The sequence below is a fragment of the Sedimenticola selenatireducens genome, from assembly GCF_007625115.1.
Classification (GTDB): Bacteria; Pseudomonadota; Gammaproteobacteria; order Chromatiales; family Chromatiaceae; genus Sedimenticola; species Sedimenticola selenatireducens_A.
Window position 1 is genome coordinate 1 of the sequence record NZ_VMNH01000026.1, and the last position, 16025, is coordinate 16025.

Sequence of the window (16025 nt, forward strand, 5' to 3'; positions counted from 1 at the left end):
ACGCGCTTCTGCCATCACTTTCGTGATCGCCGCCGTCAACGTGGTCTTACCGTGGTCAACGTGACCAATGGTTCCCACGTTTACGTGGGGTTTTGTACGCTCGAATTTTTCCTTGGACACGGTTTCTACCCCTTCCAGTTTACTGTTTCTTCACAGCCTCAGCGATATTCGCCGGGACTTCACTGTATTTAGCAAACTCCATGCTATATGTAGCACGACCTTGCGTAGCTGAGCGTAGATCTGTTGCATATCCGAACATTTCGGACAACGGGACCTCCGCTTGAATCTGCCTGCCAGCAGGGCAATCATCCATACCCTGAACAACACCTCGCCGCCTGTTCAGATCACCCATCACATCACCCATGTAATCTTCGGGCGTAATGATTTCAATCTTCATGATTGGCTCGAGAAGCACTGGCTTAGCCTTACCAGCCCCTTCTCTAAAACACATGGAACCAGCGATTTTAAAGGCCATTTCGCTAGAATCCACATCATGGTATGAACCATCAAAGATCGTGACCTTCACATCCACCATGGGATAGCCGGCCAACACTCCGTTCTGCAACTGCTCCTGAACGCCTTTATCAACTGCCGGTATGTACTCACGAGGAATCACACCGCCAACTATGGCATTGACAAATTCGTAACCTGTACCAGCCTCTTTAGGCTCAATACGCAGATAGACATGGCCATACTGCCCTCGCCCACCTGACTGCCTTACAAACTTACCTTCCTGCTCAACCGTTGAACGAATCGTTTCGCGGTAAGCCACCTGAGGCGCCCCCACATTGGCTTCAACACCAAACTCACGTCGCATCCGATCAACAATGATCTCCAAATGAAGCTCACCCATCCCTGCAATGATCGTCTGACCGGATTCCGTATCAGTCGTCACCCGGAACGAAGGATCTTCGTGTGCAAGCTTCGACAACGCTACAGACATCTTTTCCTGGTCAGCCTTAGTCTTGGGTTCAACCGCAACCGCAATAACAGGCTCAGGAAAATCCATTTTCTCCAGCGTGATGTGAGCGTTTAACGCACACAAGGTGTCACCTGTAGTGACATCCTTGAGACCAACAGCTGCCGCTATATCACCTGCAAATACCTCTTTGATCTCTTCACGAGAATTCGAGTGCATCTGCAAAATTCGGCCAACACGATCCTTCTTTCCTTTAACCGGGTTATAAACGCTATCCCCGGACTTAAGGACACCCGAATAAACACGGAAAAAGGTCAAGTTACCGACAAATGGATCTGTTGCAATCTTAAAGGCCAATGCAGCAAATGGCGCATCATCCGACGATGGACGCTCATCAAGAACACCCTCATCACCATCAAGAACACCCTTTATTGCAGGGACATCAACAGGAGCCGGCATATACTCAATTACTGCATCAAGAAGAGCTTGCACACCTTTATTTTTAAAGGCGGAGCCACACATCATCGGAGTAATTTCGCTAGCGAGCGTTCGCGCACGCAAGCCGGACTTAATCTCATCTATAGAGAGCGTACCTGACTCCAGATACTTCTCCATCAATTCTTCATTGGCCTCTGCAGCCGCTTCAACCATCTTCTCACGAAGCGTTTCTGCCTGAAGCTGAAGATCAGCAGGAATATCCCGCTCTTCATACTTCATCCCGCGAGACTCTTCATCCCAGTAGATGGCCTTCATCTTGATAAGGTCAACCACACCAGAGAAGTGCTCTTCTGCACCTATTGCAAGTTGCAGCGGTATCGGATTGGCACCAAGACGTGCACGCACCTGCTCAACAACCCGCAGAAAATTCGCGCCCATCCTATCCATTTTGTTGACGAAGGCTATACGTGGAACACCGTACTTATCGGCCTGCCGCCAAACCGTTTCAGATTGAGGCTCAACACCACCTACCGCACAAAAAACGGCGCAGGCACCATCAAGCACTCTCAGCGAACGCTCTACTTCAATGGTAAAATCGACGTGCCCCGGGGTATCGATAATATTGATACGATGTTCCGGAAATTGCTGATCCATCCCTTTCCAGAAGCAGGTGGTAGCCGCCGAGGTAATCGTAATCCCCCTCTCTTGCTCCTGCTCCATCCAGTCCATTGTGGCGGCACCATCATGCACTTCACCGATCTTATGTGAGACACCGGTGTAGTACAGAATGCGCTCGGTAGTCGTGGTTTTACCGGCGTCAATGTGCGCCATAATCCCAACGTTCCGATACCTATCAATAGGCGTGCTTCGTGCCACAATTCAATCCGATCAACAATGTAAAAGAGCAAAAAAGAGTAAAACAGATAAAGCAAAAACTACCAGCGATAGTGCGAGAATGCCTTATTGGCCTCTGCCATACGATGCGTATCTTCACGCTTCTTAACCGCTGATCCACGCTGCTCAGAAGCGTCAGACAACTCACCAGCCAACCGATGAGCCATAGACTTTTCACTGCGCTTACGTGATGCATCAATCAACCAACGCATTGCCAAGGTATTACGGCGATTCGCACGCACTTCAATTGGCACCTGGTAGGTAGCACCACCAACACGACGCGATTTCACTTCAACCATTGGCCGGACGTTCTCAAGCGCTTTCTCAAGTACATCCATTGGCTCACCACTAGCGCGCTCGCTCACGCGATCCAGCGCATCATAGATGATCTTCTCAGCCACTGATTTCTTACCATCAACCATGATCATGTTGATGAACTTTGCAAGCAACTGACTTCCAAACTTTGGATCAGGCAGAATCTCGCGTTTTGCTGCTACTCGTCTTCTTGGCATGACTTAATAAACTCAGTCTTGATTAGTGAACCCAATCAGCTCTTAGGCCGCTTGGCACCATATTTAGAACGACCCTGACGCCGCTTATCGACACCGGAGGTATCCAGGCTACCGCGTACAACGTGATAACGCACACCCGGCAAATCTTTCACACGACCACCGCGTATCAGCACAACAGAGTGCTCTTGCAGATTATGCCCCTCACCACCAATATAGGTGCTAACTTCGAACCCATTCGTCAAGCGAACACGTGCAACTTTACGTAGCGCTGAGTTCGGCTTTTTTGGGGTCGTGGTGTAAACACGCGTACACACACCACGCTTCTGAGGACAAGCCTCTAAAGCAGGTACATTACTTTTTTCTACTTTGCGCATGCGGGGCTTGCGCACCAACTGATTGATTGTAGCCATTAAATCCCGTCTCCAGAGAAGCGACTATCGCACCCTCTATCGCACCAGAAAAGCGTGCAGCCCACCTATCCAGCATTTGCTGAACTTCTTGAAGCCACAGGCTTAGAACCTTGTTCCCAGACCAGATATCGCCTGGTAATAATCCTGAAACTTGAGCCTGCATAACCACTTCAGCTCAAGTGAAGAGCGCGCATTCTACGCGCACAACAAGGAGGTGTCAACACTACATAGACCAGCCGAACGCTTTAAAAAGCAGCTGGCCACCTAAACAAATCCTGCGCTGCACAGGGAAGCAATGCGACCCTGTGCAGAATTGGATTGTTATTCGCTATCCGCAGTATTTAGCGCCTGCTTGATAGCCTCTGCAACTTCATCCGCGTCCATCTCTACCTTTGCATCTACGGATTCAGCATCCAGCTCTTCACCACGCCGTTTATGGCGCTCATTGTGATACGACAGACCCGTTCCTGCCGGAATGAGTCGACCCACAATTACGTTCTCTTTCAACCCAACAAGCGAGTCACTCGATCCACGAACGGCCGCCTCGGTGAGAACCCGCGTGGTTTCTTGGAACGAAGCCGCAGAAATAAACGATTCTGTTGCCAATGAGGCCTTGGTAATACCCAGCAGTATCGGATTCCACAACGCCGGCTGTTTACCTTCTGCTTCCAATTTCAGGTTATCCTCTACAACACGCGCACGCTCTGCCTGCTCACCACGCAAGAAGCGTGAATCACCAGACGCAGCAATCTCAACCTTACGCAGCATCTGTCGAATGATCACCTCGATGTGCTTGTCGTTGATTTTTACACCTTGCAAACGGTAAACATCCTGAATCTCTTTCACAAGATAATCTGCCAGTGCCGTGACGCCCTTAAGACGCAAGATATCATGCGGGTTATATTCACCGTCCGAAACAACCTCACCCTTCGCTACGTGTTCACCCTCGAACACATTAACGTGCCGCCATTTCGGAATAAGATCCTCATGTTGCACGCCATCCGCATCGGTGATAATAAGTCGCTGCTTACCCTTGGTATCCTTACCAAAACCAACCGTACCTGTCGCCTCCGCCAAGATAGCCTGATCTTTGGGTTTACGCGCTTCGAACAGGTCAGCAACGCGCGGCAAACCACCGGTAATATCACGCGTCTTCGAGGATTCCTGCGGAATACGTGCCAACGTATCTCCAATTTCGACCTTACCGCCATCGGTGACAATTACAACCGCACCTGCGGGTAGGTAATAATGCGCCGGAATATCGGTACCAATGATATTCAGATCCTTACCGGCCTCATCAACCAATTTGACCATGGGCCGCATATCTTTACCGGCAGTTGGGCGCTGCTTGGGATCAATAATTGCGAGTGAAGAAAGTCCAGTCACATCATCGACCTGACTCTGAACACTGACACCATCCGCAAATTCAACGAACTGAACCTTACCTGCCACTTCAGTAATAACCGGATGGGTATGCGGATCCCAGTTAGCAACCATCTGGCCACCCTCAACCTGCTCACCATCAGCCGCCCGAATGTTTGCACCGTAAGGTACTTTATAACGCTCACGCTCACGACCCAGATCATCTACAACGGTCAACTCACCGGAACGAGAGACAGCCACCAAGGTGCCGTTTTTATGTTCAACCGTCTTGATATTGTGCAATCGCACGGTACCAGCCGTTTTAACTTCAATGCTATTAACGGCTGCCGCACGCGACGCCGCACCACCGATATGGAAGGTACGCATTGTCAACTGGGTACCCGGCTCACCGATCGATTGCGCTGCAATCACACCAACAGCCTCACCCATATTGACTTTATGACCGCGCGCGAGGTCACGACCATAACACATTGCGCAGACACCCACTTTTGATTGGCAGGTAATTGCGGAACGCACTCTGACATGATCGACACCCAACTTCTCAAGATGCTCAACAGATGCCTCAGCCAACAGTGTTCCGCGATCATAGACCACCTCATCACTACCGGGCTTCAAGATTGGCTCTGCAAGCACACGCCCAAGAATCCGTTCACGGAGCGGTTCGACCACGTCACCACCCTCAATAATGGGGTGCATATCCAGACCGTCTTCAGTACCACAGTCGCCCTCAAGAACGACCATGTCCTGCGCAACATCCACCAAGCGCCGGGTCAGATATCCTGAGTTGGCGGTCTTTAGAGCCGTATCCGCAAGACCCTTACGAGCACCGTGCGTGGAGATAAAGTACTGCAGTACGTCCAAACCTTCTCGGAAGTTTGCTGTAATAGGGGTCTCGATAATGGAGCCATCTGGCTTCGCCATCAAACCACGCATACCGGCAAGCTGCCTGATCTGGGCCGCAGAGCCTCGAGCGCCGGAATCAGCCATCATATAGATAGAGTTGAATGAATCCTGCTGTACCTCATTTCCATCACGATCAATAACCGACTCTTTACCGAGGTGTGACATCATTGCCTTGGCAACCTGGTCATTGGTATGAGACCAAATATCAACTACCTTGTTATAGCGCTCGCCATTGGTTACAAGACCAGAGGCATATTGATTCTGAATCTCTTTGACTTCCCTTTCAGCCGAAGCCAGGATCGGCCCCTTCTCTTTCGGGATAGTCATATCATTCATGCCAATGGATACACCGGCACGGGTAGCGAAGCGGAAGCCCATGTACATCACTTGGTCAGCAAAGATAACGGTCTCTTTTAGACCAACGCGGCGATAACAGGCATCCACAAGATTCGAGATTGCCCGCTTACCCATCGCATGATTGATGAGATCGAAGGACAGACCCTCAGGCAGAATTTCAGATAAAAGCGCACGACCAACAGTAGTATCTACAACGCGGCGCGTCTCAACAATTTCGCCATCATCACCCTGAACTCTATCTCTCAGGCGTACTTTGACCTTGGCTTGCAGATCAACCATGCGTGACTCGTAAGCACGGTGAACCTCAGCCAAATCAGAGAAAACCATACCCTCACCCTTGGCGTTAATACGCTCACGGGTCATAAAGTAGAGACCGAGAACAACATCCTGTGACGGAACTATGATCGGCTCGCCATTGGCGGGCGAAAGAATGTTGTTGGTTGACATCATGAGGCTACGCGCCTCAAGTTGCGCTTCAATTGAGAGCGGCACGTGCACCGCCATCTGGTCACCGTCGAAGTCAGCGTTGAATGCGGTACAGACCAGTGGATGCAACTGAATCGCCTTACCCTCAACCAACACTGGTTCAAAGGCCTGGATGCCCAATCTATGCAGTGTAGGGGCACGGTTTAGCATCACGGGATGCTCGCGGATCACCTCTTCCAGGATATCCCATACATCACCCGTACCACGCTCAACCAGCTTTTTCGCCGCCTTAATTGTGGTAGCTAATCCACGCAACTGGAGTTTAGAAAAGATGAACGGTTTGAACAATTCCAGCGCCATCTTCTTGGGCAGACCACACTGATGCAGTTTCAATGTGGGGCCAACCACAATAACGGAGCGACCGGAGTAGTCGACACGTTTACCCAGCAGATTCTGCCGGAAACGACCCTGCTTGCCCTTAATCATATCCGCCAGTGATTTAAGCTGGCGTTTGTTGGTACCGGTTATCGCACGTCCACGACGACCATTATCCAACAAGGCATCGACAGACTCCTGCAGCATACGTTTTTCGTTGCGAACAATGATATCCGGCGCATTCAGATCCAACAGTCGCTTGAGACGATTGTTACGGTTGATAACCCGACGATACAGATCGTTCAGATCTGATGTAGCAAATCTACCACCATCCAACGGAACCAGAGGCCGCAGCTCAGGTGGCAGAACAGGCAATACAGTCATCACCATCCACTCTGGACGATTGCCTGACTCATGCAGTGATTCCACGAGCTTTAAACGCTTGCTCAGCTTCTTGAGTTTGGTTTCAGAGTTAGTGCTTTGGATCTCTTCACGAAGCGTCTCGATCTCCTTCGGTATATTCAGAGAGGTCAACAGCTCATAGACGGCCTCAGCACCCATACGGGCGTCAAATTCATCGCCATTCTCTTCGATCGCTTCCAAGTATTGATCATCATTCAGCAACTGACCACGCTCTAGTGGGGTCATACCAGGATCAACAACCACAAAGGACTCGAAATAGAGCACCCGTTCTATATCCCTGAGCGTCATATCCAGCAGCAAACCAATGCGCGATGGCAGTGATTTCAAAAACCAGATATGTGCAACCGGGCTGGCCAGCTCAATATGGCCCATGCGCTCACGGCGCACCTTGGCAAGGGTCACCTCAACGCCACACTTCTCACATACCACACCGCGATGCTTGAGGCGCTTATACTTACCACACAAGCACTCATAATCACTGGTAGGGCCAAAAATCTTGGCGCAGAAAAGCCCTTCACGCTCAGGCTTGAATGTCCTGTAGTTGATGGTCTCGGGCTTTTTAACTTCACCATAAGACCATGAGCGGATCATGTCGGGGGAGGCCAAACCTATTTTGATAGCATCAAAATCTTCAGTTTGTCCTTGCTGCTTCAGAATTTTTAATAGATCTTTCAAGATCGTATCTCCTGCTGTCGGGTTCCGGTATTCATCTCGATATATGTTGCGTTAAAACAACTGATACCGGGACCTATTCCCGATCCAATTCAATATTGATACCCAGAGAGCGTATCTCTTTGACCAGTACGTTGAAGGATTCCGGCATACCGGCCTCCATCTGATGATTTCCGTCCACAATGTTTTTATACATACGTGTACGTCCGGTCACATCGTCGGACTTGACGGTGAGCATCTCCTGTAGCGTGTAGGCTGCGCCATAAGCTTCAAGTGCCCAAACCTCCATCTCACCAAATCGCTGCCCACCAAACTGCGCCTTACCACCGAGCGGCTGCTGTGTAACCAGGCTGTAAGGACCCGTTGAACGAGCATGCATCTTGTCATCAACCAAATGATTGAGCTTAAGTACATACATGTAACCAACGGTCACCTGGCGATCAAACGCCTCACCGGTACGACCATCAAAGAGTGTGGTTTGACCACTCTCCGGAAGATCGGCCAGCTTTAAGAGTTGTCGAATCTCATCCTCCGACGCACCATCAAATACTGGAGTAGCCATTGGCACACCACGTCTAAGATTGGCCGAAAGCTCAAGAATCTCTTCATCACTGAAACTATCAAGATCTTCCGATTTTCCGCTGGTGTTGTAGACCTTCTCCAGATACTTGCGCAGCTCAGCAACCTTGCCTTTGGCCTCGAGCATCTTGCCAATCTTTTCGCCAACACCTTTGGCGGCCCACCCAAGATGGGTCTCCAGGATCTGTCCAACGTTCATACGCGACGGAACACCGAGTGGGTTCAACACAATATCGACCGGCTCACCATTCTCATCGAATGGCATATCTTCCACCGGCTGAATCATGGAGATGACACCCTTATTACCGTGGCGTCCAGCCATCTTGTCACCCGGCTGAATACGGCGCTTGACGGCCACATAGACCTTGACCATTTTCAGGACGCCAGGCGCGAGATCGTCACTGGTTGTCAATTTGCGCTTCTTCTCTTCGAATCGCTCTCTGAAATCTTCGCGCTGCAGTTTGACCTGTTCGGCAATCGCTTCCAATTGAGCGGCCGCCTCTTCATTGTGCAAACGAATCTCCAGCCAACGATCCTGCTCAAGCTCCGCAAGATAGGCCTTGGTGATTTTAGTGCCCGACTTCAGCTGATTAGGACCGCCATCAGCGACCTTGCCAAGCAGCATTTTCTCAACACGCTGGAAGGTATCCTGCTCCATGATACGCAACTGATCATTCAGGTCCTTCTTGACGCGATCCAGTTCTGCATTTTCTATTTGAAGTGCGCGTGCGTCTTTCTCAACACCATCGCGGGTGAAGACCTGTACATCGATAACGGTACCCACGCGACCCGATGAAACACGCAGTGAGGTATCTTTCACATCGGCTGCTTTTTCACCAAAGATGGCCCGGAGCAATTTCTCCTCTGGCGTAAGCTGAGTTTCACCTTTTGGTGTTACCTTACCTACCAGAATATCACCCTCTTTTACTTCAGCACCGACATAGACAATACCGGATTCGTCCAGCTTGGCGAGCGCCGCCTCACCCACATTCGGAATATCGCCAGTAATTTCCTCTGACCCCAGTTTGGTGTCACGAGCCATACAAGTGAGTTCTTCAATATGGATGGTAGTAAAACGATCTTCCTGCACTACTCGTTCGGAAACCAGAATGGAGTCTTCGAAGTTGTAGCCATTCCACGGCATGAACGCGACCCGCATGTTCTGCCCCAGTGCCAGCTCACCTAAATCAGTAGAGGGGCCATCAGCCATAACGTCGCCACGACTGATAATGTCACCCGGCTTCACCAGGGGACGCTGATTGATGCAGGTATTCTGATTAGATCGGGTGTACTTGGTAAGGTTGTAAATATCTACACCAGGCTCACCCGCAACCGTCTCATCATCGTTGACGCGTACCACGATTCGCGCTGCATCAACCTCTTCAACAGACCCACCGCGCTTAGCAACAACGGTTACACCAGAGTCCGTAGCAACAGCACGTTCCATTCCCGTTCCTACCAACGGCTTATCAGCACGCAAGGTGGGTACAGCCTGACGTTGCATGTTTGATCCCATCAAGGCACGGTTGGCATCGTCATGTTCAAGGAATGGGATCATGGAAGCCGCGACAGATACGATCTGCTTCGGCGACACATCCATATACTGGATCTGATCCGGATTGGTAAGCATGGTTTCATTTTGATAACGACAGGGAATCAGCTCTTCAAACAGCTTGCCATCGTCACCCACAGCCGCACTGGCCTGCGCAATAACAAATCGCCCTTCTTCGATCGCCGACAGGTAATGTATCTCATCGGTAACCAAGCCCTCTTTTACCACCCGATAGGGTGTCTCAAGGAAGCCGTAGTCATTCGTTCTAGCATAAACCGCAAGCGAATTAATCAATCCGATATTGGGGCCTTCCGGTGTTTCAATTGGACATACACGACCATAGTGTGTCGGATGTACGTCGCGCACTTCAAAGCCTGCACGCTCACGCGCCAGACCACCCGGCCCCAACGCCGAAACACGACGTTTATGCGTCACTTCAGACAATGGATTATTTTGATCCATGAACTGTGATAATTGACTGGAACCAAAGAACTCTTTAATGGCAGCAGAAACCGGTTTGGCGTTAATCATCTCCTGCGGCATCAAGCCTTCAGATTCTGCCAACGTCAGACGCTCTCTAACCGCCCGCTCAACGCGGACCAGACCAACACGGAATTGATTTTCCGCCATCTCACCAACAGAACGGATACGACGATTACCCAGATGATCAATGTCATCGACGATACCGTGACCGTTACGGATATTGATAAGCTCTCTGAGCACATCGATGATATCGTCGTTTGAGAGTACACCCTCACCCGTTACTTCATCACGACCCAGTCGCTTATTAAACTTCATCCGACCCACTGCGGAGAGATCATAGCGCTCGGGACTGAAGAACAGGCTATTGAACAACTTTTCGGCGGCCTCTTTGGTTGGCGGCTCGCCAGGACGCATCATCCGATAGATTTCGACCTGGGCTTCCAGTGCATTGGCGGTTGAATCGATTCGCAGGGTTGTCGAGAGATACGGCCCCACGTCCAGATCATTCGTAAACAGCGTCTCTATCTTCTTAATACCGTTTTCGATCAGGTTTTCCAGCACTTCAGCAGTGATCTCATCATTGGCAGAGGCCAGCAATTCGCCCGTCTCTTCATCAATAATGTCATGCGCAAGCGTCTTGCCATAAAGAAAATCAAACGGCACTTCTAGGGTTTTAGCCCCCGCTTTCTCTAATTCACGAATATGACGCGCTGTTACACGTCGACCTGATTCAACGATCACGTCTTTGCCAGCTTTAATATCGAAGGTAGCCGTTTCTCCGCGCAAACGCTCTGGAACCAGGGTCAGTTTCGCAGACTTTTTAGCCAGTGCGATTTTGTCCGTATCAAAGAACATCCCTAGCATTTGCTGAGTATCAAAACCAAGCGCCCGCAATAAAACGGTTGCAGGCAATTTTCGACGGCGATCTATACGAACAAAGACATTGTCTTTAGGATCAAACTCAAAATCCAACCATGACCCACGATAGGGGATTACACGAGCAGAGAACAACAGCTTTCCTGAGCTGTGGGTCTTGCCTTTATCGTGATCAAAAAATACACCGGGTGAACGATGAAGCTGTGAAACGATGACGCGCTCAGTTCCATTGATAACGAAAGTACCGTTATCCGTCATCAAGGGCATTTCACCCATGTAGACTTCCTGTTCGCGTATATCTTTCACAACCTTGGATTTGGCAGGCGCGTCCTTATCGTAGATAACCAGACGAACCAATACACGCAGAGGTGCCGCATAGGTTGCCCCACGCAATTGACACTCACGCACATCAAAAACAGGCGTTCCCAGACGATAACTTACATATTCAAGTACAGCATTCCCTGAATAACTCTCAATTGGAAAGACTGACTTAAACGCCGCATGTAGACCCAGATCATCACGATCCGCTATAGCGACACCCTCTTGAAGAAATTTACGGTATGAATCAATCTGTGTCGCCAAAAGAAAAGGTACTTCAAGGATGCTCGGGCGCTTGCCGAAATCCTTACGAATACGCTTTTTCTCTGTGAAAGAATAGGCCATGTTGGCGTCCCTCGATTTCATGAGATCCTGTGGATCTTCGAAAAGATACTCTTATATAGTGGTTCCAGCGACTCCATGCCGGAATACATCCCTGTAGCTGTGTTCCTACCCGACACCCTCATCAGGTATTTGCGTAAAATCATCATTCCTGGGCCGTCCAAAGCACCCGACCCTGAAGCACTATCGTTTACGCGCTTCAAGGTTTACTTTCCAAAAGCCAGATTCAAAACTTTTAGAAAGTAAACCTAGAAGCGGGAAAAGGCCGGTAGCGAATAGACGCCACCAGCCCTTAACCCAGAGGTTTTGCAACTATATGAAATCAAAAATTATTTGATCTCTACGGTTGCGCCAGCCTCTTCCAGATCTTTCTTCACGCCTTCAGCCTCATCCTTGGAAACACCTTCCTTCAGAGTGGTTGGGACGCCTTCAACTGCATCCTTAGCCTCTTTCAAACCGAGACCAGTGATGCCACGTACAGCCTTAATAACGGCAACTTTGTTAGCGCCGAAAGAGGTCATAACAACATCAAACTCTGTCTGCTCTTCAGCAGCAGCAGCATCGCCACCGCCTGCAGCAGGCGCAGCAGCAACAGCTGCAGCAGCAGAAACGCCGAACTTCTCTTCCATAGCAGAGATCAGCTCGACAACTTCCATGACGGTCATGCCGGCAATAGTCTCTAGGATATCGTCTTTAGAAACGGCCATTGTAAAAACTCCTGATAGTGGGTTAACACTTACAATATGTGTAGATTAAAAAATAAAGCGGTTACGCAGCCTCTTTCGCATCACGGACCGCAGCAACAGTACGAACCAACTTACCGGGTACCTCATTAATGGTACGGGCAAGTTTTTCGACCGGTGCTTTCATGACTGCCATAAGCATACTGACTGCCTGCTCGTAAGTAGGCATTTTTGAAAGGGCCTCAAGATCGGATACAGCCAGAAGCTTTCCACCGAGAGAGACGACCTTTACAACCAGTTTGCTATGATCTTTGGCAAAGTCTTTGATCACGCGTGCAGCAGCACCTGGATCTTCCTGAGAAAATGCCATGACGAGCGGACCCGTCAGTTCATCTTTCATACAGGCGAAATCCGTATCCTCAACTGCGCGACGAGCCAATGAATTCTTTACCACACGGATATAGACACCCGCTTCACGCGCCTTGGCACGTAACTCGGTCATCTCACCCACGGATAATCCATGGTACTCAGCGGCAATCGCAGAATAGGCAGTACTTGCTACTTCAGCGACTTCGGCGACGACAGCTTTCTTTTGCTCAAGATTGAGTGGCACTCGTCACCTCCTATTAAAAATGACTATGTCATTTTAATAACAACACCTTTACCCGGATGGGTTAAGGCCTTCTACATCAACGTGCACCATCATCAGAAATCACAACCCGATTCAGGAGCCCCGCCTGCGCAGGCATAATTAAGCTGTTTCAGCACCTGCGGTCTTTGACGGCACCCGGCCTTTCAGCCGGCGCCCCAAAGTTCCTTTAAAGCAAGAAAACTCTCGCCCTTGTATTACAAATCCAATGAAGAGAGATCAACCTGCAACCCCGGACCCATGGTCGAGGAGACGGTAATCTTCTTCATGTATACACCCTTGGCTGCACTTGGCTTAAGCTTTTTCAGATCAGCCAAAAGCGCCTCAAGATTCTGCTTTACAGCAGACGCATCAAAACCAACCTTACCGATGGTGCAATGAACGATGCCACCCTTATCGGTGCGATAACGAACTTGACCCGCCTTGGCATTCTGAACAGCTTCAGCAACATTTGGCGTGACAGTACCGACCTTTGGGTTCGGCATCAGACCACGAGGGCCTAGAATTTGACCCAGTTGACCGACAACGCGCATAGCATCTGGAGTGGCAATCACTACGTCAAAATCCATCTTACCGGCCTTAACATCAGCAGCAAGATCATCAAAACCGACGACATCTGCGCCCGCTTCTTTTGCCGCATCAGCATTTGCGCCCTGAGCAAACACAGCAACCCTGACTACTTTACCGGTGCCATTAGGTAGCACAGTAGAGCCACGTACGTTCTGGTCTGATTTACGAGGATCAACGCCCAAGTTAACGGAGACATCAACAGACTCTCCAAACTTGACCACGGATAATTCTTTTAGCAATGCAATCGCATCAAGAATGCCGTACTGTTTTCCAGCCTCGACTTTCTCTTTTATGCTGCGGGCACGCTTGCTTAATTTTGCCATGTCACACACCCTCCACATCAAGACCCATCGAACGAGCTGTACCAGCAATCGTCCGTACAGCGGCTTCCATATCGGATGCTGTAATATCAGGTTTCTTAACCGTAGCAATCTCTTCTAATTGCGCGCGCGTGACCTTGCCAACCTTAACTTTATTGGGAACACCAGAACCCTTTGCAACACCCGCCGCCTTCTGCAACAACACAGACGCTGGAGGGGTTTTGGTTATAAAGGTAAAGCTACGATCCGCATAGACCGTAATAACAACAGGAATAGGCAATCCCTTTTCGAGACTCTCTGTCTTTGCATTGAATGCCTTACAGAACTCCATGATGTTAACACCATGCTGACCCAGTGCAGGGCCAACCGGAGGACTCGGATTAGCTGAACCAGCCTTTACCTGAAGCTTAATATAAGCCTGAATTTTCTTAGCCATTTGTAACTCCTAGTTGGGTACAAGCGCCTTTCGGCTCCCCTGTAAATCAGATGAGACGCCTGCCAGACAAATCCGGCGATCAGCGTTCTCAGCTCTTTTCCACTTGGGCGAATTCAAGATCGACCGGGGTGGAACGCCCAAAAATCAGCACGGAAACTTTTAGACGGCTCTTTTCATAATCAACATCTTCAACGACGCCATTGAAATCATTAAAAGGCCCATCAACAACACGAACCACCTCACCCGGCTCAAACAGCACCTTCGGACGGGGCTTCTCAACACCATCCTGGACACGCTGTAGTATCGCGTTCGCTTCTTTTTCTGTAATAGGTGCTGGCCGATCAGCCGTTCCGCCGATAAAGCCCATCACCTTTGGCGCATCCTTTACCAAATGCCATGTTTCATCGGTCATTTCCATCTGAACCAGGACATATCCCGGAAAAAACTTGCGCTCACTTCTGCGCTGCTGACCCGCGCGCATCTCGACCACCTCTTCGGTGGGCACAAGGATTTCACCAAACTGTGACTCCATGCCAAAACGCTTAATACGCTCTTCGAGTGAGCGTTTTACCTGCGCCTCAAATCCGGAGTAGGCGTGTACCACATACCATCGCAATGCCATCGTATTCCCCTATCCGGTTACCGACTGAACGATCGCCATCAGTATCATATCGAACACCCAGAGCACGATGCCTACCAGCAATACCATGCCAAAGACAATCAATGTTGTCTGAATTGTTTCCTGCCTGCTTGGCCATACAACTTTGCGCACCTCACCACGTGACGCCTTGGCAAAATCCCAAACGCGACGACCAGCGACCGACTGCAAGGCAACCGCAACTGCGATACCCGTAATCACGAGCAGCCCAAGCACTCTCAACAAGGAGGAGTATTCTTCTAGAAAATAGAAAAGCACAATGCCGCCCGCCAGCAAAATCACTGCCAACAAGAGCTTCACTGTATCCATTCCGGAACTTTCGACTTCAGCCTTTGCGTTCATTCCTGCCACTACACCTCCTTAACGAAGGTGCTTTAAATAATGGCAGGCCAGGAGGGACTCGAACCCCCAACCTGCGGTTTTGGAGACCGCTGCTCTACCAATTGAGCCACTGGCCTGTAAAAAAATGCTCGTTGACAGACGAAGATGCGGCTAGACCTTCCGGTCCGCCGCCCCTTCACAACCAGCTACAGGTAAATAACAACTATTACTCTATGATCTTAGCAACGACGCCGGCACCGACGGTACGGCCACCTTCACGGATCGCGAATCGCAGACCCTCTTCCATCGCAATTGGGGCAATCAACTTCACAGTCATCTTCACGTTATCACCCGGCATTACCATCTCTACGCCTTCTGGAAGGTCGCAGGCTCCGGTCACGTCTGTGGTACGGAAGTAGAACTGTGGACGATAGTTGTTGAAGAATGGCGTGTGTCGACCACCTTCATCTTTACTCAACACGTAAATCTCTGCTTCAAAATGTGTGTGCGGGGTAATGGTACCTGG

General features: G+C 50.0%; 12 protein-coding genes, 1 tRNA gene and 1 pseudogene. All 14 read right to left on the reverse strand.

The genetic code is table 11. The features are described from left to right. Nucleotides 1-120 (reverse strand): GTP-binding protein (locus FHP88_RS16925; RefSeq protein ID WP_260843183.1); only part of this gene is annotated, 120 nt, incomplete at its 3' end. A gap of 19 nt (nucleotides 121-139) precedes the next feature. Next, a complete protein-coding gene (gene fusA, locus FHP88_RS16930) occupies nucleotides 140-2233 on the reverse strand; it encodes an elongation factor G (protein WP_144360287.1) in 2094 nt (697 codons plus the stop codon). Between the two features lie 59 nt (nucleotides 2234-2292). Continuing rightward, complete coding sequence (gene rpsG / locus FHP88_RS16935; RefSeq protein ID WP_144360288.1) at nucleotides 2293-2763, reverse strand: 30S ribosomal protein S7; 471 nt, start codon at nucleotides 2761-2763, stop codon at nucleotides 2293-2295. 35 nt (nucleotides 2764-2798) lie between these two features. Next, nucleotides 2799-3173, reverse strand: a complete 375-nt coding sequence (gene rpsL / locus FHP88_RS16940; protein WP_144360289.1) for a 30S ribosomal protein S12 — start codon at nucleotides 3171-3173, stop codon at nucleotides 2799-2801. A gap of 321 nt (nucleotides 3174-3494) precedes the next feature. Continuing rightward, nucleotides 3495-7715 (reverse strand): DNA-directed RNA polymerase subunit beta', encoded by a 4221-nt coding sequence (rpoC, locus tag FHP88_RS16945; RefSeq protein WP_144360290.1) that lies wholly within the window; start codon nucleotides 7713-7715, stop codon nucleotides 3495-3497. 73 nt (nucleotides 7716-7788) lie between these two features. Beyond that, nucleotides 7789-11865 (reverse strand): DNA-directed RNA polymerase subunit beta, encoded by a 4077-nt coding sequence (gene rpoB / locus FHP88_RS16950; RefSeq protein WP_144360291.1) that lies wholly within the window; start codon nucleotides 11863-11865, stop codon nucleotides 7789-7791. A 326-nt stretch (nucleotides 11866-12191) separates the two neighbouring features. Next, the gene (gene rplL / locus FHP88_RS16955) at nucleotides 12192-12569 is read right to left on the reverse strand and encodes a 50S ribosomal protein L7/L12 (protein ID WP_144360292.1); all 378 of its coding nucleotides are present in this window, start codon (nucleotides 12567-12569) and stop codon (nucleotides 12192-12194) included. Nucleotides 12570-12630: 61 nt separating this feature from the next. Then, on the reverse strand, nucleotides 12631-13158 hold the full coding sequence (rplJ, locus tag FHP88_RS16960) for a 50S ribosomal protein L10 (RefSeq protein ID WP_144360293.1): 528 nt from the start codon (nucleotides 13156-13158) through the stop codon (nucleotides 12631-12633). Between the two features lie 233 nt (nucleotides 13159-13391). After that, nucleotides 13392-14087, reverse strand: coding sequence for a 50S ribosomal protein L1 (gene rplA / locus FHP88_RS16965; RefSeq protein WP_144360294.1), 696 nt, complete (start codon nucleotides 14085-14087; stop codon nucleotides 13392-13394). Between the two features lies 1 nt (nucleotide 14088). Continuing rightward, nucleotides 14089-14520, reverse strand: coding sequence for a 50S ribosomal protein L11 (rplK, locus tag FHP88_RS16970; protein ID WP_144360295.1), 432 nt, complete (start codon nucleotides 14518-14520; stop codon nucleotides 14089-14091). 88 nt (nucleotides 14521-14608) lie between these two features. Then, on the reverse strand, nucleotides 14609-15142 hold the full coding sequence (nusG, locus tag FHP88_RS16975) for a transcription termination/antitermination protein NusG (protein WP_144360296.1): 534 nt from the start codon (nucleotides 15140-15142) through the stop codon (nucleotides 14609-14611). 9 nt (nucleotides 15143-15151) lie between these two features. After that, nucleotides 15152-15520: a preprotein translocase subunit SecE gene (secE, locus tag FHP88_RS16980; protein ID WP_144360297.1), complete on the reverse strand. Its 369-nt coding sequence runs from the start codon at nucleotides 15518-15520 to the stop codon at nucleotides 15152-15154. A gap of 40 nt (nucleotides 15521-15560) precedes the next feature. Continuing rightward, a tRNA-Trp gene (locus FHP88_RS16985) sits at nucleotides 15561-15636 on the reverse strand. Between the two features lie 89 nt (nucleotides 15637-15725). Then, a pseudogene (gene tuf / locus FHP88_RS16990) lies at nucleotides 15726-16025 on the reverse strand (elongation factor Tu); the annotation flags it as partial.

Bases quoted from the DNA above. Each gene is read 5' to 3' on its own strand.
- rpsG (WP_144360288.1), bottom strand. From the start codon at position 2,763: ATGCCAAGAAGACGAGTAGCAGCAAAACGCGAGATTCTGCCTGATCCA.
- rplL (WP_144360292.1), bottom strand. From the start codon at position 12,569: ATGGCCGTTTCTAAAGACGATATCCTAGAGACTATTGCCGGCATGACC.
- rplA (WP_144360294.1), bottom strand. From the start codon at position 14,087: ATGGCAAAATTAAGCAAGCGTGCCCGCAGCATAAAAGAGAAAGTCGAG.
- rpsL (WP_144360289.1), bottom strand. From the start codon at position 3,173: ATGGCTACAATCAATCAGTTGGTGCGCAAGCCCCGCATGCGCAAAGTA.
- secE (WP_144360297.1), bottom strand. From the start codon at position 15,520: ATGAACGCAAAGGCTGAAGTCGAAAGTTCCGGAATGGATACAGTGAAG.
- nusG (WP_144360296.1), bottom strand. From the start codon at position 15,142: ATGGCATTGCGATGGTATGTGGTACACGCCTACTCCGGATTTGAGGCG.
- rplK (WP_144360295.1), bottom strand. From the start codon at position 14,520: ATGGCTAAGAAAATTCAGGCTTATATTAAGCTTCAGGTAAAGGCTGGT.
- rpoB (WP_144360291.1), bottom strand. From the start codon at position 11,865: ATGGCCTATTCTTTCACAGAGAAAAAGCGTATTCGTAAGGATTTCGGC.